Genomic DNA, 20,948 nt, shown 5'->3' with positions numbered 1-20,948 from the left:
CGAGCCTGCTCGCGAAAGCGCTCTGTCATTCAACATTATGGGTGCCTGACACACCGCCTTCGCGAGCAGGCTCGCTCCCACAGGGATACTGCTGAATCCGAAATTTTTTATATATTTCTCGCCCCACCTGTAACGCATCCCCCCACCCGTTCTCTAGAGGGACAAGCAAGCGCAACAGCACTTGCAGAAACCCTGATAAACCTGGAGAAACATCATGACTGCGACTACCCGTACCCTGTCCGCCACCGCTCTGGTTCTGGCTCTCGGTTCCGCTCTGAGCATCGCCACTGTCTCCACCGCCCAGGCAGCCGATGCCAACATGGAAAAATGCTTCGGCGTAGCCCTGAAAGGCAAGAACGATTGCGCCGCAGGTGCCGGGACTACCTGCGCCGGCACGGCGAAAATGGACTATCAGGCCAACGCCTGGAAGCTCGTTCCGAAAGGCACCTGCGCCACCACCGAAAGCAAAACCTCGCCGACCGGCTTCGGTCAGCTCGAAGCCTTCAAAGCCAAGTCCTGATCCACGGCCTGCCTGAGTGACGCCCATGTTCAGTCATCACGAACCGTCCCTGCCGCGCACTCAGGCAGCTCGCACCGAGCTCCCTGCCCGCGCCGGGCTGGGGCTCAAGACCGGGCACTTCCTCGAAGTGCTCGGCTCCGTACCTGACCTCGGTTTCTTCGAAGTCCACGCCGAAAACTACATGGTGGCCGGCGGCCCTTTTCATCATTTTCTCGGTCTGATTCGCGAACAGTACCCGCTGTCATTGCACGGCGTGGGCCTGTCGATCGGTGGCGAAGGCGCGCTGGACAGCCAGCACCTCAAACGCCTCGCCGAGCTGATCGAGCGCTATCAACCGCAAGCCTTTTCCGAACATCTGGCGTGGTCGAGCCACGGCCCGGTGTTCCTCAATGACCTGCTGCCACTGGCTTACGACACGCCGACGCTGAACCGCGTTTGTGCGCACATTGACCAGGTGCAGAACACTCTGAAACGACCGATGCTGCTGGAGAACCCGGCGACCTATCTGGGGTTTGAGCACTCGACGATCGACGAGGCCGAGTTCATCGCCGAAGTAATCCGCCGCAGCGGCTGCGGCTTGTTGCTCGACGTCAATAATGTCTACGTGTCGTGCATCAATCATCAGCGCGATCCTTTGGCCTACCTTGATGCGTTACCGCTGCACGCGGTCGGCGAGATTCATCTGGCCGGCTTCGCTGAAGATTGCGACAACCTCGGCGACCGCTTGCTGATCGACGATCACGGCGCGCCGATTGATCAGGCCGTCTGGGATCTGTACCGGCAAGTGCTGCGCCGTATCGGCCCGGTGGCGACGTTGATCGAACGTGATAATCAGGTGCCGGCCTTTGACGTATTGCTCGCCGAAGCGCGGCAAGCCGAGATGCTGTTGCGCCAAGCGGAGCGTGCGGCATGAGCACGCAAGCGGATTTCGCCGCCGCCCTGCTCAATGCGCAACTGCCGTATCCCAAGGGCCTGTGCAGCCGCAACGGCGCCGATCCGTCGCGGCGTTTTGCGGTCTATCGCAACAACGTGCAAAGCTCGCTGATCAATGCCCTGGCCGACATTTATCCGGTGGTGCTGCAATTGGTCGGCGAGGAATTCTTCCGCGCCATGGCGGCGATTTTCGTCCAGAGTCAGCCGCCACACAGTCCGTTGATGAACCGCTATGGCGAGGACTTCGCCGACTTCATCGCACAATTCGAACCCATTGCCGGCGTGCCTTATGTGGCTGATGTCGCGCGACTCGAGCATTTGCGTACTGTCGCCTACCACGCCGCCGATGCGCAGCCGATCCGGCCTGACCAAGTCAGTGCCGCACTGGCCGATCCGCAGTCGCTGAGTGGACTGTGTTTCGAACTGCATCCCTCGCTGCACCTGCTCGACTCTGCTTTTGCGGTCGTGGCGATCTGGGCCGCGCATCAGCAGGAGCCAACTCTGGCGGGCATTGGCCTGAATCAAGGCCAGCATGCCCTGGTGCTGCGCAATGGTCTCGACGTTGAGGTGTTCGCTCTTGAACCGGGTGCGAGCGTGTTCATTGGTCATCTGATCCAGGGCTCGCCACTGCTCGCGGCGGCAGAAAACAGCCCGCCGTTCGATCTCGCCCAAACCCTCGCCTTACTGATTGCGCACAACGCGATTACCCGTCTGAATTACAAGGAGTTGCCATGAACGCCTTTATCCTGCGCGTCATCGCGCTGTTGGAAAAAATCCCGCACAGCCTGATCGCCCTCATCGCGCGTTTTTCCATCGCTGCAGTGTTCTGGAAATCCGGGCAAACCAAGGTCGAAGGCCTGGCCGTCGATTTGATTGACGGCACTTTTGAACTGGGCTGGCCACGTTTGGCCGATTCGACGATTCCGCTGTTTCAGAGCGAGTACAACCTGCCGCTGTTGTCGCCGGAAATTGCCGCGCATCTGGCGGCGTTTGCCGAGCATGTGTTTCCGCTACTGATCCTGCTCGGCTTCGCCACACGATTTTCGGCGCTGGCATTGCTCGGCATGACGTTGACTATCCAACTGTTTGTCTACCCGGATGCCTACCCGACCCACGGCACCTGGGCGGCGGTGTTGCTGTACCTGATGGCGACCGGGCCGGGCAGGTTGTCGATCGATCAGCTGATTGCCCGCCGTTTCGCAAAATAAGATCCCCCCTGTGGGAGCGAGCCTGCTCGCGAAAGCGGTGTGTCATTCAACATCGGTATCGACTGAACTGACGCACTCGCGAGCAGGCTCGCTCCCACAGGGAAATCACATCAGCGCTGCAGTCGATCCAGCGCCTCGCCACTGCGCTTGAACCAGCCCATCAGATAATCCGCGAGCACCTGCGTGCGTTTCGGTAATCCACCCTGATACGGGTGCACCAGATACATCGGCATGCGTCGGGTCTGGTAATCGCGCAGCAGCCAGCGCAAGCGGCCGTCCGCCAGTTCCGCTTGCAGCAGATACGACGGCAAACGCGCGATGCCGGCGCCAGACAGCGCTGCTTTCTTCAACAGGCTGTAGTGATTGCTGGCAAACGGACCCGAAACCCGCACCCGCAACAACTCGTGCTGCTGGTGATACAGCCATTCTTCGCGGCCGCTGTAATGGCTGTTGAGCAGGCAACGATGCTCAGCCAGTGAATGCGGCGTCGCCGGCTCGCCGAAGCGCTCGAGGTAGGCCGGGCTGGCGCAGGTCATTTCGTGCCACGCCAACAGCGGCTTGGCCACCAGCCGATCGTCATTGGCCACTTCGGCACGAATCGCCAGATCAAAGCTATCGCGGGCCAGATCGCGATAGCTGTTGTTCAGCTCCAACTCGATCTGCACCTCGGGGTATTGCCCGGAAAACTCCAGCAACAAGCCATCGAAGAAGGTCTCGCCGAGCGAAACTGGAACCGTCATGCGCACGGGACCGGCCATGTCGTCCTTCAAACGCGCCAACGCCTGCCGCGCGCGTTCGACCTGAACCACCAACGCCTGCGCCTGCGGCAGCAGCGCCGCCCCTGCCGCCGTCAGGCTCAAGCGCCGGGTCGTGCGTTGCAGCAGCACCACACTGAATTGTGCTTCGAGCTGGCTGATGCGCTTGGAGAGTTGGCCCTTGCTGCAGCCCAACTGCTGCGCGGCCAGGGTAAAACTGCCGGCTTCGATCAGCACGGCAAACGCGGCAAGGTCATCCATTTCGCTCATGGATTGTTTCCATTTGAAAACCAAAGGTTGCCTATTAGTGCGCTTATCCGCAGAAAAAACCACTCTAGACTGAAACCTCATTCACACATGAGGTACAGCTCGATGAAAATTCTGTTGATAGGCGCAGGCGGCACCATCGGTTCGGCGGTGGACAAAGAGTTGTCGCAACGCCACGAGGTCATTCGTATCGGTCGCAACAGCGGTGACTTGCAGGTGGATATCAGCGACAGCGCGTCGATCCGCAAGCTGTTCGAACAGACCGGCAAGTTCGATGCCTTAATCTGCGCGGCGGGCAACGTGACGTTTGCAGCGCTGGACGAGATGACTGGGGACAGCTTCGCCCTCGGCCTGAAAGACAAGCTGATGGGCCAGGTCAACCTGCTGCTGATCGGTCGCGAGTTCGCCAATGACGGCGCCTCGTTCACCTTCACCACCGGCGTGCTCAGCCACGACCCGATTCGCAGCGGCGCCTCGGCAGCGCTGGTTAACGGCGCCCTCGACAGCTTCGTCCGCGCCGCCGCCATCGAACTGCCGCGTGGCCTGCGGGTGAACTCGGTGAGCCCGACCGTGCTCACCGAAGCCCTGGGCAAATACGCGCCCTACTTCCGTGGCTTCAAGCCGGTTGCTGCAGCGGAAGTGGCATTGGCCTACGCGAAAAGTGTCGAAGGCCTGCAAACCGGTCAGACCTTTCACGTGGGTTAAGGCCCTTGTGATGAACGGTCAGGCTGCGTAACGTGGCAGCACTTGTCTGGAGAGCCAAAGATGCGTGTTGCCCGTTCGTTCGTCCTCGTTGCCCTGCTGCCGATGTTTGCCGCCTGCCAGTTGTTCGACGGCCAGCGTGAAAGTGTGTCCCATGCCGGGCAGACGCGGATGCAGGGGCAACTGACCGCAGCCGACGGCAAACTGGTGTTCCAGCCGTGCCAGGAGCAGCGGCAACTGGTGGTCAACGACATCGGCGGCACCAGCGTCCTGCAAGAAGCCGCCACCCTCGCCGACGAGCAGGGCAAGCTGTTTGCCGATGTGCGCGGCAAGGTTTCCGGCGATCGTCTCGACCTCGGCCAGTTGTATCGCGTCGAGCGCTCGGGCACGGCCTGCGACGATCCGAATTTCAAACTGCTGATCCTGCGCGCCGCCGGCCATGGCCCGGAGTGGAATGTCAAGGTCAGCGGCAAAGGCATGGTCATCGAGCGCGACGGTCAGCCACCACTGGCCGTGCCGTATGTGGAAGAGCAACTGGGCGACGGCCGCTTCAATCTCAGCAGCGAAGCCAACAACCAGCGCATCGAATTGTGGGTCGCGCCACAGCGCTGCGTCGACAGCAGCACCGGCAGCGTGCAGCACATGAGCGCCGAGTTGCGTATCGACGGTCAGGTCCAGCGCGGCTGCGGCTATTTCGGCGGCGCACGCAACGACTGATCGTTTTTCCCCCACGGATCCGCTCGCGGCGGCTTATAATCGCCGCCTTCAAACGCCCTGGCGCAGTTGTGCGCCCCGCGAATCCGGATCCCCGCCATGTTACGAATCACTGAACTCAAGCTGCCAATCGACCATCCCGAAGAAGACCTGCGCACCGCCATCGTGCAACGCCTGGGCATCGCCAGTGATGATCTGCTCGATTTCACCTTGTTCAAGCGCAGCTATGACGCGCGCAAAAAGTCCTCCGAACTGTGCTTCATCTACACCATCGACCTCAACGTACGCGACGAGGCCAGAGTGTTGGGCAAGTTCGCCGACGACCGTAACGTCAACGTGGCGCCGGATGTCAGCTACAAATTCGTCGGCCAGGCACCGAGCGATCTCGGCCAACGGCCGATCGTCGTCGGTTTCGGCCCGTGCGGCATCTTCGCCGGCCTGCTGCTGGCGCAGATGGGCTTCAAACCGATCATTCTCGAACGCGGCACCGAAGTCCGTCAGCGCACCAAGGACACTTGGGGCCTGTGGCGCAAAAGCGTGCTCAATCCCGAGTCCAACGTACAGTTTGGCGAAGGCGGCGCGGGCACGTTCTCCGACGGCAAGCTGTACAGCCAGATCAAGGACCCGAAATTCCTCGGCCGCAAAGTCCTGCACGAGTTCGTCAAGGCCGGCGCGCCGGAAGAAATCCTCTACGTCAGCAAGCCGCACATCGGTACGTTCCGCCTGACCGGTATGGTCGAAAACATGCGCGAGCAGATCCGCGAACTGGGCGGTGAAGTGCGCTTCCAGGAGCGCGTCAGCGACGTGCTGATCGAAGACGGCCAACTGGTCGGCGTGCAACTGGCCAGCGGCGAAACCCTGCATTCGAAGCATGTGGTTCTGGCCCTCGGCCACAGCGCCCGCGACACCTTCCGCATGCTCCACAGCCGTGGCGTGTTCATGGAAGCCAAGCCGTTCTCGGTGGGTTTCCGCATCGAACATCCGCAATCGCTGATTGACCGCGCGCGCCTGGGCAAATACGCCGGCCACCCGAAACTCGGTGCTGCCGATTACAAGCTGGTGCACCACGCCAAGAACGGGCGTTCGGTCTACAGCTTCTGCATGTGCCCGGGCGGCACTGTGGTCGCGGCGACGTCGGAACCGAATCGCGTGGTCACCAATGGCATGAGCCAGTACTCGCGTAACGAGCGTAATGCCAACTCCGGCATCGTCGTCGGCATCACCCCGGAAGTCGATTATCCGGGCGGCCCGCTCGCCGGTATCGAGTTGCAGGAGCGCCTGGAATCCCACGCGTTCATTCTGGGCGGCAGCGACTACAAGGCCCCGGCGCAACTGGTTGGCGACTTTATCAACGACATTCCATCGACCGAGCTGGGCGAAGTCGAGCCGTCGTACAAGCCGGGCGTGGCGCTGGGCGATCTGGCCTTGGCGCTGCCCGACTTTGCCATTGAGGCGATCCGTGAAGCCTTGCCGGCGTTCGAGAAGCAGATTCGCGGTTATTCCCTGCACGACGCCGTGCTGACCGGAATCGAGACCCGCACTTCATCGCCGCTGCGCATCACCCGCAACGAGTCGCTGCAGAGCATGAACGTCAAAGGCCTGTTCCCGGCCGGAGAAGGCGCGGGCTATGCCGGCGGGATTCTCTCGGCGGGTGTCGACGGGATTCGCATTGCCGAGGCAGTGGCTCGCGATATCCTCGGCCTGGAAGCCTGATCCGCATAAGCTGACACAACACAAACCCTGTGGGAGCGAGCTTGCTCGCGAAAGCGGCCTGTCAATCAACGAAGATGTTGAATGTGACTCCGCATTCGCGAGCAAGCTCGCTCCCACAGTGGTTTCTGCGTTCAGCTTTAGATATTCGCGCGCAGCACCGAGGTCGGCAGCGCCTCCCCGCGCTCGGCACTCGCCGCCACTGCTGCAATCAACTCACCCAGTTCGTAACCCTGCGCTTTCAACCATTCCTGGTCGTAATAAGTGTCGGCATAACGCTCGCCGCCATCGCACAGGATCGCCACGATCGACCCCGACTGCCCCGCCGCTTTCATCTGCTGCGCCGCCATCAGCGCACCGATCAGATTGGTCCCGCTCGATCCACCGACATGCCGCCCCAAACGCTGCGCCAGATAATGCATGGCCGCCAGGGACAGGGCGTCCGGCACCTTGACCATCGCATCGATCACCTTGGGCAGGAACGACGCTTCCACCCGAGGCCGGCCAATGCCTTCTATGCGCGAGCCGCAGTCCAGGCGCAGGCTGGCATCTCCGGTCTGGTAAAAATCGAAGAACACCGAACGCTCGGCATCGGCACACAACACGCGGGTGCAGTGCTGGCGATAGCGCACGTAGCGGCCGAGGGTCGCGGTGGTGCCGCCGGTGCCGGGGCTGGAAATCAGCCAGGTCGGTTCAGGGTGTTTTTCGTAGCGCATCTGCTGGAAGATCGACTCGGCGATGTTGTTGTTCGCTCGCCAGTCGGTGGCGCGTTCAGCGTAAGTGAACTGATCGATGAAGTGACCGCCATGCTCGCGGGCCAGGCGCTCGGATTCGGCGTAGATCTGCGTCGGATCCTGCACCAGATGGCTCTGGCCACCGTAGAAGGCAATCTGGGCAATCTTCTCTTTCGAAGTGGTCGCCGGCATCACCGCGATAAACGGCAAACCGAGCATGCGCGCGAAATACGCTTCGGAAATCGCCGTCGAGCCGCTGGATGCCTCGATCACCGGCGCGCCGGGCTTCAGCCAGCCGTTGCACAGCGCGTAGAGGAACAGCGAACGGGCCAGGCGATGCTTGAGACTGCCGGTCGGGTGGCTGGATTCGTCCTTGAAATACAACTCGATGCCGGCAAAACCGGGCAGCGGCAAAGGGATCAGGTGGGTGTCGGCGCTGCGCTGGAAGTCCGCCTCGATGATGCGGATGGCTTCGCGGGCCCACTGTCGGTTGTCGCTCATGGTTTCGGTTCTCGCTGAATCAGCCAGAAGATCGGTCTTCTGAAAAAGGTCTGCTGCAAGCTTAGAAAAAATCCCGCAGGCGGCAAAGATACAGCTGAGTCTCAATGTGTCAGGCAACTGCTAGGCTCAGTGCTGCCCGTACCAGACAGCCTGTAACGACATATAACAAAAAAGAATATAACTTTTGTTTTAACAACTAACGGTACGGGTTAGGGTGTTTCACCTTTTTCTTGATTCGATGGAGAGCGACCTTGCCTCTGCGTAGCACTTTCACGCGTTTCTTTCAGTTGGAAGCCGCCAGCGGTCTGCTATTGATCGCCGCAGCCGTTCTCGCGCTGATCATCAACAACTCACCGCTGTCGTGGCTGTACACCGGCCTGCTCGACACTCCTGTGGTGGCGCAGATCGGTGCGTTGAAAATCGCCAAACCCCTGCTGCTGTGGATCAACGACGGCCTGATGGCGATGTTCTTCCTGCTGATCGGCCTGGAAGTGAAACGCGAAGTGCTCGACGGCCAATTGTCCAAGCCTTCGCAAATCGTCCTGCCCGGCGCAGCGGCGATCGGCGGCATGCTGGTGCCGGCGCTGATCTACTGGTTCCTCAATCGCGACAACCCCGCCGCCCTGAGTGGCTGGGCCATTCCGACCGCCACCGACATCGCCTTCGCCCTCGGCGTACTGGCGCTGCTCGGCAAACGCGTGCCGGTGTCGCTGAAACTGTTCCTGATGACCCTGGCGATCATCGATGACCTCGGCGCCATCGTCATCATCGCAATCTTCTATTCCGGCGAACTCTCGACCCTGTCCCTTGGCCTGGCGGCTGCGTGCATTGCCGCGCTGGTGGCGATGAACCGGCTCGGCGTGGTCAAGCTCGGGCCGTACATGATCATCGGCCTGATCCTCTGGGTCTGCGTACTCAAGAGCGGTGTCCACGCGACACTGGCCGGCGTGACCCTGGCTTTCTGCATTCCCCTGCGCACGAAAAACGCCGAGTCGTCGCCGCTGCTGACCCTCGAACACGCGCTGCACCCCTGGGTCGCCTACGGCATCCTGCCGCTGTTCGCCTTCGCCAACGCTGGCCTGTCGCTGAGCGGCGTCACCGTCGAAAGCTTCACCCACGACGTACCGATGGGCATCGCCATCGGCCTGCTGCTGGGCAAGACCATCGGCGTGTTCGGCCTGACCTGGCTGGCGGTCAAGATCGGCATCGCCGCCCTGCCCCAAGGCGCCAACTGGGGCCAGGTCCTCGGCGTCGCGATCCTCTGCGGCATAGGCTTCACCATGAGCCTGTTCGTCGGCTCGCTGGCCTTCGAACCGGGCGTGAGTGATTACGCCGGCATGGATCGCATGGGCATCCTAACCGGCTCGATCCTCGCGGCGGTGATTGGTTATGCGGTGACGGCGGCGGCGAGTCGCAAGAATTCACAACTGCAATAACCCCTGTGGCGAGGGAGCTTGCCCCTCGCCACAGATTCCTCGCCTTACAGTTACGCAGCGAACAATCCCCACGTCATTAGCGACCCGTCCTACAGCCACACTTTCCCCGCTTCGATAACGTCGTGCGGCCCCTTCTCGAGGGGCTGTCGATGATGAACGAAGGGACGATCAGTGGCGCGGAACAAGGACATTCCCCGGGTGCAAAACCCGCCGGAGGGCGACGGACATCACGTTACCTGGCGGTATATGACGGCCGCAGAACTGGCCGAGCGCGAAGCCGGGCAAAACGCTTACGACGCGATGCTGGCGCGGCAGGAGGCGTTCGAGCGCAGCCGTGAAGTGGCGGCGAAAAAACCTGAAGCCGTGCGTGCCGGCTGTGTATTCGCCAAGTCCTGCAAGCTGCCGGATGCGATTATCGATTACAGCAATCCTTCCGGCATGGTGCCGACCGACAGCCTGAAGGATTACGGCGAGCTGATTCTGCTCGGCGCGCGCGAAGTCGACGAAAGCGGCGGCATTCCTCTCAAGAAAATCAGCGCCAACGCCATCCCGGTCGGGTTCGGCAGTCTGGCCTTGGCAGGCTCGGCTATTGAAGCGCTGCCTGCGCTCGTCTCCAGTGCGGTGGCTGCGCCCTTGCTGGGGCTGGTTGCGCTGCTGATGCCGTCAAGCCTGGGCGACAGCGCGCTCTATACCGACGAGCAACTGAACACACTCAAACAAGCTCGAACCCGCGTGCGCCTGCGCGTCGAGCAACAGGCCGATGGCAGCCTCAAGGGTTACGGTTTCTACACCGGTAAGAACCGCGATTGGGAAATGGTCGATGTCGTGCAGTTCATTGCGCGCGGCGACCGGTTCGTTGCCTATCTGGGTGAAGGCGTCGAACTGCTCTGGACCCCGGCGGTGGATGGCTCGGACATTCTCGGCATTCCAGCACTGGAGGCCGCACCGCAGGCACCGCATATCTGGGTGTATCCACCGACGAAGGCGGCGGACGGGATACTGGTGAATCCGGTTTATCCGCCGGAGTACAAAGATTTCATTCTGGTGTTTCCCGCAGACTCGGGTGTAAAACCGATTTATATCGTTGTCAGCTCTGCGAAAGGCACCGCTGAAGCGGGACATACCTATCACCCCGCTCCCGAAACGTCGGATATCACAGCCTTTCCCGATTTAAGAAGAGCGAAAAAGAAAACACCGTTCAACGGTGGGCTTAGGGATCGCTGGATCAACGCAAAAGGCCGAATAATCTATGAATGGGACTATCTACATGGCGAGCTTGAAGCCTACCGCGCAAGTGATGGCAGCCATTTAGGCTCTTACGACCACAGAACTGGTGAACAGATAGATCCACCCAAAAAAAACCGTGGTATTAAAAAATATTTATGAGGATTACATGGGACTCAAAGCCAGACTCGAATGGTACGACCAACAAACCGAACTGGGTGAGGGGGAGGAACTGTCGAAAGATTTTGGCGAGGACGGCTCATTAATGGAAGCATTAGGCCTACCGTCGAAAAGCTTCAATAACGGCGGATTTGATGTAAAAGCCGATTGGATCAAGACTCTCCAGCCCCACTTCCAGCATTCCATTCAGTTTTCTTCTTACGACTATCAGGTATCGTTCGTTTACCGGGATCAATGGTAGATGGGACTGGAACTGAGATTGGAATGGTACGACACAGCAACCTTGGAGTTTCAGGGGGAAGAGTCGTCAAAAGACCTGGGTGGTGACGAGTCAGTGTTAAACGCCTTGGGGATTCCCGCCGCGGACAACATCAACAATGGCAGTTTCAACGTCGCTCAAAATTGGCTCGCCACCATTCAGCCGTATTTTCAACATCAAATCGATTTGAGAGTTCACGACTATCAAATTTCGTTTGACTACGGCTAACAGCCCCGGAAGTATTAGCTCCATGCACTTTCTTTTAGTTACCGGTTTTTTCCCTGACGAAGCCCAAGACGACTCCTTGCAATTCGAGCTGGATATCACAGGCAGCGAGATGAATGAAAAAGTGGCCCAGCTCATTGAATCCAAGCCCTTGGATGAGGTGGAACCCGGCGAGCTGTTGTTGACTCAGGATCAGGTAACCGCATTGGAAACCCTGCTCAACGTCAGTTTTCCAAAGGGCCTCGAATACTTCATGGGCACCTGCTCCACATACTGAATGAGCAATTCACAAACAAAGAAAAACCCCGACCAGTCACCTGATCGGGGTTTTCTTTTACCCAGCTTCCCGCTTAGTGCGAAACGCGGCTGGTTCCGCCAACGGTGGAGATCCGTACCCGCTCGCCAACGCGGAATACTTCATTCTCCTGAACCTGCTGCACATAGGCGCGCATGCTGCCGTCGTCTTCGCGGACAGTGATTTCCACGCCTTGGGTGCGGGTCAGGCCTTCTTCGGTGGCCGAGCCAAGCAGGCCGCCGGCCACTGCGCCGATGACCGCAGCAACGATGCTGCCCTTGCCGCCGCCGATAGCACTGCCGCCGACGCCGCCGACCACTGCGCCTGCTGCGCCGCCGATCGGGGTCTTGGTGCCTTCGATTTTTACCGGGCGCAGGGATTCGATGGTGCCCATGCGAATCGTCTGCACACGACGCGCTTCGTCACGGGAGTAGGAGTCGCCGGTGAGGCTCGATTGGCAGCCGGTCAGCAACATCGCCATCGTCGAAAAAGAAGCAACCAGCAGAACAGACTTACGCATAGCATCAACTCCAAAAGAACATGTGTTCATTAAACCCCGTGGCCTGGCGCCTGTCACGACACCATCCGGATAAAATTGGCTTCCATTCAGGCCTGGTACAGATGCCCGCGAGCGTCCACTCAAGGTAGCGTCAAATCAGCGATCCTGCGCCATCCGCGTTTATCTCGCTTGGTAGACTGCTCAGGGTGCCAGTCGTTCCAGAATCCACTCGGCGCCCTGGAGGCGGTAGTTGAGGCGATCGTGCAGGCGGCTCGGACGGCCCTGCCAGAACTCGATGCGCTCGGGCAACAAGCGGTAACCACCCCAATGTTCCGGGCAGTGCGGCTGGCTGTCGCTGAAGCGTTGCTCGGTGGCCTTGAGCAAATCTTCCAGTTCGCCACGACCGTTGATGACTCGGCTCTGCGGCGAGGCCCAGGCGCCGAGGCGGCTGCCCAGCGGACGCACCTGATAATACGCGTCGGACTCTTGCGGCGTGACCTTGACCACGCGCCCTTCGATGCGCACCTGGCGCTCCAGGGCTGGCCAGAAGAAGGTCATGGCGGCAAACGGGTTGGCCGCCAGATGCTGGCCCTTGGCGCTGTCGTAGTTGGTGAAGAACGTGAAGCCCTGCTCGTCCAGGCCCTTGAGCAACAGAATGCGGCAATGCGGACGACCGTCGGCATCGACCGTGGCCAGAGTCATGGCATTGGCTTCCACCGGCGCCTGCTCGGTTTTCACCGCATCGGCGAACCACTGGTGAAACAGCGCAAACGGCTCGGCCGGGGCTTGCGCCTCGGTCAAACCGTCACGGGTGTAGTCGCGACGCATATCGGCCAAAGCCTGGGTCATGGCGGATTCCTTTTCGTTAGCGGATCACTTCTTGGCGGCGTCGGCTGCGGCGACTTTCTTGTCGGTCGCGGCGGCTTTGGCTGGTGCAGTTTTTTTCGCTGGAGCCTTGGCCGGTGCCTTCTTCGCAGGAGCCTTGGCGGCGGTTTTCTTGGCTGGCGCCTTTTTCGCCGCCGGCACAGCGGCTTTTTTCGCCGCAGGCGCCGGGGTAACCGGTTTGGCCACTGGCTTGACGTCTTGCGCGGCGACCATCGTTACAGGTTTCGGCGCCGGCATGTTGTATTTGCTCAGCAGTGCAACCATGGTGTTCTGCGGAGTCACCAGCAGCTCGACACGACGGTTCAAGGCACGGCCTTCAACGCTGTCGTTGGCCGCACGCGGCGCTTCGGAACCCATGCCGCGCAGCATCAGGCGATCACGCTGCAAGCCGCTGAGGCGGAAGATCGCCGCCACCGATTGCGCACGCTCCTGGCTCAGTTTGACGTTGGCCGGCGCAGCACCGCTGGTATCGCTGTGACCAAGCACCAGCACTGCGGTTTTCGGGTCGGCTTCAAGGATTTTCGCTACGCGAGTGAACGGGCCAAGGGTGACCGGCAGCAGCATCGCCGGGCGGTCCGGATTGAACGAGCCTTCGACCGGCGCCGTCACTACCAGCACATTGTCGCGACGCTCGAGTTGCAGATTGCTGTCCTTCACCGCTTCACGCAGACGCGGCTCGTAGTCGTCGAGCCAGGCCTGAGTAACCTTCGGATCCGGCATCGGCACGGCTTTGGCGGTTGGCTGGTCCTTGCCGCCGAACGGCCACCACCATTTGCCATTGGACTGCGCCTCGGCTTTGGCCACCTCGACCGGTTTGGCTTCAGGTTTGACCTCGGCTTTCAGATCAGCCTTGACCGCTTCATCGCTGGAACCGAACGGCCAGTACCACGGGTTGCTGCTCTCAGCCTTGGCCACTGGCGCGGTCGCCGCAGGTTTCAAAGGAGCTGGAGCCGAAGTCGAATCTTTGGCCGTGACTTTGTCGGAAGAACCGAATGGCCACCAACTGCCGCCATCTGCATCGTTTTTCGGAGTCTGTGCGCAACCGGTGATCGCTACACACAGGGCCAGGGCGAGGGTCTTTTTAGATGACATTGAAAATCCACAAAATGAAGTAATGAAAAATCAGAGCACTTTCGCCCGGATAAACAGCCGTTTTGAAACGAAAATCCCTTCGAGGTTCCGACCCTGGAACCTCTGTTGAAGCTTTACAGACAAGTGGCAAGCACCCGCGCCAGCTTTTGCGCGCGCGGATCCATCAAAACGTAAGGCCCCAGGGTATTTGTCACGAAACCGAAAGCCACATCGTGCTCAGGATCAGCAAAACCGATCGAGCCGCCTGCTCCCGGATGGCCGAACGCGCGGGGGCCGAGGCCATAGGTGGCGTTGGCCACGTCCGGTTGATCGAGCATGCAGCCGAGGCCGAAACGGGTGCGCGTGAGCAAGGTCTTGTCATCGCCAAGGCTGTGCTCGCGGGTCAGCTCTTCGAGCATCTCGCTTTCGAGCAGGCTGCCATCGAGCAGGCCGGCATAGAACCCGGCGAGACTGCGCGCGTTACCGTGGCCGTTGGCCGCCGGTTGCTGCATGCGTCGCCATTCCGGCTTGTTGGTGCTGGTCAGCACGGACGGCGGATTGGTGAAGGCGCGAGTAGTCATGGCAGTCGGTTCGCGCATAGTCACTTGCAGCAGGCGCTGCGCCGCAGCGTCGCCGGCGTTGCCCTTGCCACGGGCGATGTGCGCCACGCGGTGAAACTCTTCGTCGGCCAGGCCCACATGGAAATCCAGGCCCAACGGTTTGGCGACCCGAGCGACGATCGACTCGCCCGGCCCACGACCGTCGGCGCGGCGCAGCAATTCGCCGACCAGCCAGCCGTAGGTGATCGCGGCATAACCGTGACCGGTGCCCGGAGTCCACCATGGCGCTTCGGCCGCGAGGGCGTCGACCATGGTTTGCCAGTCGTAAAGGGCTTCAGGCGCGAGCAGTTCGCGCAGCGCCGGCAGGCCGGCCTGATGGCAAAGCAATTGGCGCAGGGTGACGGATTCTTTGCCGGCGGCGGCGAATTCCGGCCAGTAGCGGGCAACCGGGGCATCGAGTTGCAACTTGCCTTCGGCCACCAGTTGCAGCGCGGTAACGGCGGTGAAGGTCTTGGTGCAGGAGAACAGGTTGGCGATGGTGTCGCTGTGCCAAGCCTCGGCGCCGTCCTTGTCGGCAGTACCGGACCAGAGGTCGAGGACGGTTTCTCCACCGACCTTGATGCACAGGGCTGCGCCGCGTTCCTGGGGATCGTCGAACAGTGCGGCGAAAGCCTCGCGCACCGCTTCGAATTGAAGCTCGTAATGTCCCTGAATCTGCACCCGCAACTCCCCCGCGAAAACGCTCTACAAAGTGGCCCGCATTGTTCCAGCCCTTGAGGGATTTGGGAACAGGCGCGGGCCAGACGGTTGATCGGCAATTTATGGTGATCCCTTCGCGAGCCTGCTCGCGAAGAACGATAACGCGGTCTGAAACCTAGTGACCATTCCCCGAATGCCCACCCGCCTGTGCAGCCCCCGACACTTTGCCAGCCTCGGCCTTGCGCCCGCCTTCCACTTCCGCCGCCGGGGTTTTCTGCGCCTCCTTGCCCAACTGCTCCAGCGCCTGCAGATTGCTTTTACGCACCGCCTCGACAAAGCCCTGATACGGCAGGTCTGTAACCCCGACCAGACCGAAATGGCCGTTCTCGCCATCGAGCAGGCGCCCGGTCACCGGTTGGTCGAGATACTGGAACCAGTGCACGCCGACAATCGACGGTTCGCTCAGCGCCTGTTTGAGGAAGTTGGCATAAGCCGGACCGCGATCTTCTTCCTTGGCCAATTGCGTCACGCCGCCCCAGAACGGGCCCCGGTCGGCCGAGCCGAAGTTGAATTCAGTGATCAGCACCGGTTTGTCCAGCGCTGCCAGCGCGGCGAAGTCATAGCCGTCCTGCGGCTTGAGCGTGTACATGTTGAAGCTCAACACATCGCAGTACTGCGCACAGGAGGCCACGGCTTCAGGCGTACTGGTGGCGAAACGACCGCCCAGGAGCATCTGGTTCGGCGCGTGCCACTTCAGCGAATCGGAAATGGTCTTGAAATAGGTATCGGCGAAGACCTTCTGGAAGTATTTGAAATCCGCTTCGATCTCCGGATGCTCCGGGTTCGGCAGTGGCGGCACGAAGCCCGGATCTTCCATCAACTCCCACGCCGGCAACTCAATGCCCCAGGCCTTGGACAGTCCGGCCTGATTGCGGTACTTGTCGCGCAATTGCTTGAGAAAGGCGCGTTTGGCCGGCACGTCGGTGGTCATTTTCAACGTGCCGTAGGCCAGCGCGTAGCGAGCCTTTGGATCGTCGCCAGGGCCAGCCCAGGCCAGTTCGTTGTCGGCGTAATAACCGATCAGCCAGGGGTCGTCACGGTGATCGCGGGCGGCGATGGCCACGGCGCGCTCGGTGGCCATGGCGAAACGCGGATCGAACGGATCCGGCATGCCGCCCCACCAATCGCTGCCGGTGCTGATGCTGGTGTAATCGCCGACGATCGACAGCGGCAAGGTGTACGGCACGCGCTCAGCATCAGCCAGCGACGCCGCGCTCCAGTTGCCCACTGTGTTGAAGCCCCAGGCTTGCAGCCGATCGAGGGTATGGCGGGTCCAGCGTTCTTCATCAATTGTGGCTTTGCACGGGGCGGTTTCCTCGCTGGACGCTTGCACCGCATCGGTCTGCGCCGCTTCGGCAATACCGGATTTCGGCTCGGCAGGCACCGCTGCAGTCTCAGCAGCCTGCACCGAGCCGGCCTCAGCCGCGCCCGCCTTCGCCGCTTCGGCAATCCCGGCCTTGTTGTCGCTGTCCGCCTTGCACGGTTCGCCGTACAGGCGTTGCAGATTGGCGCCATAGAAGTCGTACCAGCGGCCGTTGCCGTAGCCACGCCCCTGGTCGGCGCCATTGCCGCCACGGTTGTCACCCTCGCCAAAATGCGCGGCCAGCGGGTCGTCGTTCTTCGGCAACGATTCGAACATGTACTCACGACCAGCCACGTAGGTCTGGTTGACTTGCGGGCTGACGGTGTTGACGCCCAGCGAATAGAACGGGTGGCCTTCAGGGGTCACCAGATACCAGCGGCCATCGCGTTTTTCCGTGCGGAAGAAGCCGCTGGCCTTGAACGCCGGGCCTTTGTTCCAGCCGCCGAACTTGTCCAGCGAAGCCTTTTCACGCTCGGCCAGCCACGTATTCAGCTGTTGCTGCTCTTTGCTGGCGGCGCTTTTCAGTTGTTCGTCGCTGCTGACTTTTTCCGGCCATTTACTACGGGTTGACTGACCGTAGGCGTCGACCAGATTGCCGTACACCGCCCGCGTCACCGATTCGCCGTCCTGCACGCCGAACCGCTCGAGCAACAGGCTCTGCGCAACTTTCGGCTGATCCAGCGACAGACTCACCGAAACCACTTGGCTGCGGTCGATCTCGCCCGTGCTGCTGGCCAGCAGGATGCGTTGGCCATCGACGGTCATCGGCATCGGTGGCCCGGCTTTCATGCCTTGGCTCAGCGGCGTCGAAGCCACCAGCGGCACCAGCAAGGTCTGCGCGGGGCCGGCCGGCAGATCGACGCGGCTGACCAGGGTGCGGCCATCGTTGCTCTGGATCTGCACATAAACCGTCACCGCCCAGTTCATCGCACTCTGCAGACGCAAAGTCATCATGCCGGACTGCGACCAGTCCCAGGCACCGGTTTGGGGTGTCAGGCGCAAGGTCGGCCGCGCGACCGGGTTGAATGTCACCCGGCGCAGCACTTCGCCTTCGGCGGTCTGTTCGGCATTGGCCTGCGGCAGGTCGGCGTTTTCCGTGGCGACCTTGACCACGTCGGCCGGGCGTACAAAGTTGAACAGCGTCTGCTGACCGGCAGGGGCCGCCAGCAACGGCGCGGCAAAGATCAAGGCGAAAACAGCGGGCAACGAACGGCGGATCATAAGAACGGAGTTCTCCCTAACGACCAGTCAAGGCCAGTGGAAAAGCGGTGGCAGAGAGATAGACAACGCGGCGGGCCAATCGGCCCACCCGTGTCTCAGGATATTTCACGACGGAAAGGAGGCAACGCATTGAGGATCGCCTTGCCGTAGCGCTGGGTGACCAGACGCCGGTCGAGCAAGGTGATGGTGCCGCGGTCTTCTTCGGTGCGCAGCAGACGCCCGCAGGCCTGAACCAGTTTCAGCGAGGCATCGGGCACGGAGATTTCCATGAACGGATTGCCGCCACGCGCCTCGATCCACTCCGACAACGCGGCCTCAACCGGATCATCGGGCACCGAGAACGGAATCTTGGCAATCACCACGTGCTCACAGTAGGCACCCGGCAAATCGACACCCTCGGCAAAACTGGCAAGGCCGAACAGCACGCTGGAATCACCGCCATCGACCCGCGCCTTGTGCTTGTTGAGGGTTTCCTGTTTCGACAGATTGCCCTGAATGAACACTTGCTTGCGCCAGTCGCGGTCGAGACCGTCGAACACGTCCTGCATTTGCTTGCGCGAGGAGAACAGCACCAGCGTGCCACGCGACCCTTCGACCAGGTCCGGCAGTTCGCGAATGATCGCCGCCGTGTGGGCGGCGGCATCGCGCGGGTCGGCCTTCAGATCCGGCACGCGCAGCACGCCGGCATCGGCATGATGGAACGGGCTCGGCACCACCGCCGTGACAGCTTTTTTCGGCAGACCGGCGCGCATGCGGAAACGGTCGAAAGTGCCCAGCGCCGTCAGCGTCGCCGAGGTCACCAGGCAGCCGTAAGCGACATTCCACAAACTGCGACGCAAGGTTTCCGCCGCCAGAATCGGGCTGGCGTTGACCTCGATGTCGAACAGCGAACCGCTTTCGGCCAGGGTCAGCCAGCGGGCCATGGGCGGGCTGTCTTCCGGGTCTTCGGCGGTGAACGCGGTCCACAATTCCCAGTTGCCGGAAGCGCGGGACAGCAGGCTGCCGAACAGCGGATACCATTCTTCGGCCTGATTGCTGGCGATGCCGATATTGACCTCACCGTCCATGCCTTCCTTGAGCAGGTCGGTCAGGCGCTGGAACAGATCGTTAAGGCGCGAATAGCCTTTTTTCAGCTCGATGCCCATCTCGCGCATGTCCTCGGGAATCACCCCGCCGACAAAGCGATGACGCGGGCGCTCGCGGCCTTCGACGTCTTCGCCGGGCTTGAAATCGGCGATCTGCTCGCACGCGGTGAACATGAACTGCTGCTGGGTCTTGATCTCCCGCGCCAGCTCCGGCACCTGCTCGATCAGCTTGCCGAGATCGCCCGGCAGCGGATGCTGGGCCAGCAGCTTGGTGAGGTTCTTGGCGGTGGTTTCCAGCCAGTCGGCGGTGGAGCGCAGGCGCGTGTAGTGAGCGAAGTGGCCGATGGCCTTGTCCGGCAAATGGTGACCTTCGTCGAACACGTAAATGGTGTCGCGCGGGTCCGGCAGCACGGCGCCGCCGCCCAACGCCAGATCCGCCAGGACCATGTCGTGGTTGGTGACGATCACATCGACCTTGCCCATGCCTTCGCGAGCTTTGTAGAAGGCGCACTGGCCGAAGTTCGGGCAATGACGGTTGGTGCACTGGCTGTGATCGGTGGTCAGGCGCGCCCAGTCGGCGTCTTCCAGCGCGTTAGGCCAGCTGTCGCGGTCGCCGTCCCATTTATTGCCGGCGAGCTTTTCGATCATGCTGGTGAACAGCTTCTGACTGGCCTCGTCGACTTCGATCTTGAAGCCTTCTTCCTCGAACAACTGCGCGGTGGCGGTCTGCGCGTGGCCTTCCTGCAACAGCATGTCGAGCTTGGACAGACACATGTAGCGGCCACGGCCCTTGGCCAGGGCGAAGCTGAAATTCAGCCCGCTGTTGCGCATCAGGTCAGGCAGATCCTTGTAGACGATCTGCTCTTGCAGGGCGACGGTCGCGGTGGCGATCACCAGACGTTTGCCGGCAAGTTTCGCCGTAGGGATCGCCGCCAGGCTGTAGGCCACGGTCTTGCCGGTACCGGTGCCGGCTTCCACCGCGACGATCGCGGGGTCGCCACTGCGCCGGCCTTCGTCATCGGTGCCGATATCCCCGAGGACCTTGGCGATTTCGGCGATCATCAGGCGCTGGCCGTAACGCGGCTTGAGGCTCTTGGCCTCTAGAAAACGCGAATAAGCGCCCTGGATCGTGGTTTTGAGTTCAGTGCTGATCATTGAGTGTCGGGCGCTGGAAACGCTGGATAAATTTTCAGTAGTTTGGTTCGGCGGCTATCATACCTGCCTAATCGATCCTGCGCAGAACGGAGTGCCCGAATGACACCTTTTAGCCTCGTTTACCCCCTGCATGTCCTTGCCGCTCTGGTGTGGGTCGGCGGCATGTTTTTCGCCTGGATGGTCTTGCGCCCTGCGGCTGTGAAGGCTCTGGACGGCCCCGCCCGCCTGACCCTGTGGGTGGAAGTGTTTCAAGGTTTTTTCCGTTGGGTTTGGGTCGCCGTGACCCTGTTGCCGATCAGCGGCGTGGGCATGCTGCATCTGCAGCAGGTCGGATTTGAAACCGCGCCGAAGTACGTGCAGGTGATGATCGGTTTGTATGTGGTGATGACGGCACTGTTCATCCGCATTCAGGGGTTGATGCTGCCAGAGTTGCGCAAGGCGGTTGAGGCGAAGGATTGGCCGGCGGGTGCGGCGGTGCTGGGGCGGATTCGCCGGGTGGTGGGGCTCAATCTGCTGGTCGGGTTGGTGTTGGTGGCTGTGGCGGCGGCGAGACCGATGCTCTGAATCGCACTCTTGTTCTGCTGTGAACACAGTTGTGGCGAGGGGATTTATCCCCGCTGGGCTGCGTAGCAGTCCCGCTTTTGATTTTTAGAGCGGGGCCGCTTCGCGACCCAGCGGGGATAAATC

General features: G+C 61.2%; 21 protein-coding genes. 13 read left to right on the top strand and 8 right to left on the bottom strand.

What is annotated here, in order from left to right:
• Nucleotides 1–214: 214 nt before the first annotated feature.
• From QMX86_RS21165 to QMX86_RS21150, 4 genes are read left to right on the top strand one after another with little or no spacing between them, the layout of a single operon-like run.
• On the top strand, nucleotides 215–520 hold the full coding sequence (locus QMX86_RS21165; RefSeq protein WP_041478029.1) for a DUF2282 domain-containing protein: 306 nt from the start codon (nucleotides 215–217) through the stop codon (nucleotides 518–520).
• A gap of 25 nt (nucleotides 521–545) precedes the next feature.
• On the top strand, nucleotides 546–1,433 hold the full coding sequence (locus QMX86_RS21160) for a DUF692 domain-containing protein (RefSeq protein WP_282387809.1): 888 nt from the start codon (nucleotides 546–548) through the stop codon (nucleotides 1,431–1,433).
• Complete coding sequence (locus tag QMX86_RS21155) at nucleotides 1,430–2,188, top strand: DNA-binding domain-containing protein (protein WP_282387810.1); 759 nt, start codon at nucleotides 1,430–1,432, stop codon at nucleotides 2,186–2,188. The genes QMX86_RS21160 and QMX86_RS21155 overlap by 4 nt, the downstream gene beginning before the upstream one ends.
• Nucleotides 2,185–2,661 carry a DoxX family protein gene (locus tag QMX86_RS21150; protein ID WP_282387812.1) on the top strand — a complete coding sequence of 159 codons (477 nt, stop codon included), beginning with the start codon at nucleotides 2,185–2,187 and terminating at the stop codon, nucleotides 2,659–2,661. The genes QMX86_RS21155 and QMX86_RS21150 overlap by 4 nt, the downstream gene beginning before the upstream one ends.
• Nucleotides 2,662–2,771: 110 nt before the next feature.
• Here QMX86_RS21150 and QMX86_RS21145 read toward each other — a convergent pair whose 3' ends face one another.
• Nucleotides 2,772–3,686, bottom strand: coding sequence for a LysR family transcriptional regulator (locus tag QMX86_RS21145; RefSeq protein ID WP_282387631.1), 915 nt, complete (start codon nucleotides 3,684–3,686; stop codon nucleotides 2,772–2,774).
• Between the two features lie 102 nt (nucleotides 3,687–3,788).
• Between QMX86_RS21145 and QMX86_RS21140 the strand changes: the two genes are divergently transcribed.
• The 3 genes from QMX86_RS21140 to QMX86_RS21130 all read left to right on the top strand — a co-directional run bounded on the left by QMX86_RS21140 (nucleotide 3,789) and on the right by QMX86_RS21130 (nucleotide 6,812).
• Nucleotides 3,789–4,388: a short chain dehydrogenase gene (locus QMX86_RS21140; RefSeq protein WP_110600024.1), complete on the top strand. Its 600-nt coding sequence runs from the start codon at nucleotides 3,789–3,791 to the stop codon at nucleotides 4,386–4,388.
• Between the two features lie 60 nt (nucleotides 4,389–4,448).
• Nucleotides 4,449–5,102, top strand: a complete 654-nt coding sequence (locus QMX86_RS21135; RefSeq protein WP_110645952.1) for a hypothetical protein — start codon at nucleotides 4,449–4,451, stop codon at nucleotides 5,100–5,102.
• Nucleotides 5,103–5,198: 96 nt separating this feature from the next.
• Nucleotides 5,199–6,812 (top strand): NAD(P)/FAD-dependent oxidoreductase, encoded by a 1,614-nt coding sequence (locus QMX86_RS21130; protein WP_122747590.1) that lies wholly within the window; start codon nucleotides 5,199–5,201, stop codon nucleotides 6,810–6,812.
• 137 nt (nucleotides 6,813–6,949) lie between these two features.
• On the opposite strand, the gene QMX86_RS21125 is transcribed toward QMX86_RS21130, so the two are convergent.
• On the bottom strand, nucleotides 6,950–8,044 hold the full coding sequence (locus QMX86_RS21125) for a PLP-dependent cysteine synthase family protein (RefSeq protein ID WP_073475880.1): 1,095 nt from the start codon (nucleotides 8,042–8,044) through the stop codon (nucleotides 6,950–6,952).
• Between the two features lie 251 nt (nucleotides 8,045–8,295).
• On the opposite strand from QMX86_RS21125, the gene nhaA reads away from it, so the two are divergent.
• The 5 genes from nhaA to QMX86_RS21100 all read left to right on the top strand — a co-directional run bounded on the left by nhaA (nucleotide 8,296) and on the right by QMX86_RS21100 (nucleotide 11,645).
• Nucleotides 8,296–9,480, top strand: a complete 1,185-nt coding sequence (gene nhaA / locus QMX86_RS21120) for a Na+/H+ antiporter NhaA (RefSeq protein ID WP_041478038.1) — start codon at nucleotides 8,296–8,298, stop codon at nucleotides 9,478–9,480.
• Between the two features lie 171 nt (nucleotides 9,481–9,651).
• Complete coding sequence (locus QMX86_RS21115; protein ID WP_282386312.1) at nucleotides 9,652–10,866, top strand: S-type pyocin domain-containing protein; 1,215 nt, start codon at nucleotides 9,652–9,654, stop codon at nucleotides 10,864–10,866.
• A 7-nt stretch (nucleotides 10,867–10,873) separates the two neighbouring features.
• Nucleotides 10,874–11,125 (top strand): colicin E3-like toxin immunity protein, encoded by a 252-nt coding sequence (locus tag QMX86_RS21110; protein WP_095180548.1) that lies wholly within the window; start codon nucleotides 10,874–10,876, stop codon nucleotides 11,123–11,125.
• Complete coding sequence (locus tag QMX86_RS21105) at nucleotides 11,126–11,371, top strand: colicin E3-like toxin immunity protein (protein ID WP_095180547.1); 246 nt, start codon at nucleotides 11,126–11,128, stop codon at nucleotides 11,369–11,371.
• A gap of 22 nt (nucleotides 11,372–11,393) precedes the next feature.
• Nucleotides 11,394–11,645 (top strand): pyocin S6 family toxin immunity protein, encoded by a 252-nt coding sequence (locus tag QMX86_RS21100; RefSeq protein ID WP_282386316.1) that lies wholly within the window; start codon nucleotides 11,394–11,396, stop codon nucleotides 11,643–11,645.
• Nucleotides 11,646–11,718: 73 nt separating this feature from the next.
• On the opposite strand, the gene QMX86_RS21095 is transcribed toward QMX86_RS21100, so the two are convergent.
• The 6 genes from QMX86_RS21095 to dinG all read right to left on the bottom strand — a co-directional run bounded on the left by QMX86_RS21095 (nucleotide 11,719) and on the right by dinG (nucleotide 20,261).
• A complete protein-coding gene (locus QMX86_RS21095; protein WP_016771369.1) occupies nucleotides 11,719–12,183 on the bottom strand; it encodes a glycine zipper 2TM domain-containing protein in 465 nt (154 codons plus the stop codon).
• Nucleotides 12,184–12,363: 180 nt separating this feature from the next.
• Nucleotides 12,364–13,011 (bottom strand): pyridoxamine 5'-phosphate oxidase, encoded by a 648-nt coding sequence (pdxH, locus tag QMX86_RS21090; protein ID WP_282386317.1) that lies wholly within the window; start codon nucleotides 13,009–13,011, stop codon nucleotides 12,364–12,366.
• Between the two features lie 24 nt (nucleotides 13,012–13,035).
• The gene (locus QMX86_RS21085) at nucleotides 13,036–14,139 is read right to left on the bottom strand and encodes an OmpA family protein (RefSeq protein WP_243241848.1); all 1,104 of its coding nucleotides are present in this window, start codon (nucleotides 14,137–14,139) and stop codon (nucleotides 13,036–13,038) included.
• A 113-nt stretch (nucleotides 14,140–14,252) separates the two neighbouring features.
• Nucleotides 14,253–15,398 (bottom strand): serine hydrolase domain-containing protein, encoded by a 1,146-nt coding sequence (locus QMX86_RS21080; protein ID WP_282386319.1) that lies wholly within the window; start codon nucleotides 15,396–15,398, stop codon nucleotides 14,253–14,255.
• Nucleotides 15,399–15,552: 154 nt separating this feature from the next.
• Nucleotides 15,553–18,021 carry a beta-galactosidase gene (locus QMX86_RS21075; RefSeq protein ID WP_282386321.1) on the bottom strand — a complete coding sequence of 823 codons (2,469 nt, stop codon included), beginning with the start codon at nucleotides 18,019–18,021 and terminating at the stop codon, nucleotides 15,553–15,555.
• Nucleotides 18,022–18,116: 95 nt separating this feature from the next.
• Nucleotides 18,117–20,261: an ATP-dependent DNA helicase DinG gene (gene dinG / locus QMX86_RS21070; RefSeq protein WP_282386323.1), complete on the bottom strand. Its 2,145-nt coding sequence runs from the start codon at nucleotides 20,259–20,261 to the stop codon at nucleotides 18,117–18,119.
• 99 nt (nucleotides 20,262–20,360) lie between these two features.
• Between dinG and QMX86_RS21065 the strand changes: the two genes are divergently transcribed.
• A complete protein-coding gene (locus tag QMX86_RS21065) occupies nucleotides 20,361–20,825 on the top strand; it encodes a DUF2269 family protein (RefSeq protein WP_130929491.1) in 465 nt (154 codons plus the stop codon).
• Nucleotides 20,826–20,948: the final 123 nt, after the last annotated feature.

Source organism: Pseudomonas sp. PS01270 (genome assembly GCF_029959775.1).
Lineage (GTDB): Bacteria > Pseudomonadota > Gammaproteobacteria > Pseudomonadales > Pseudomonadaceae > Aquipseudomonas > Aquipseudomonas atacamensis.
The sequence above is the reverse complement of the archived record's forward strand: the minus strand, read 5'-3'. Positions and strand labels throughout refer to the sequence as shown.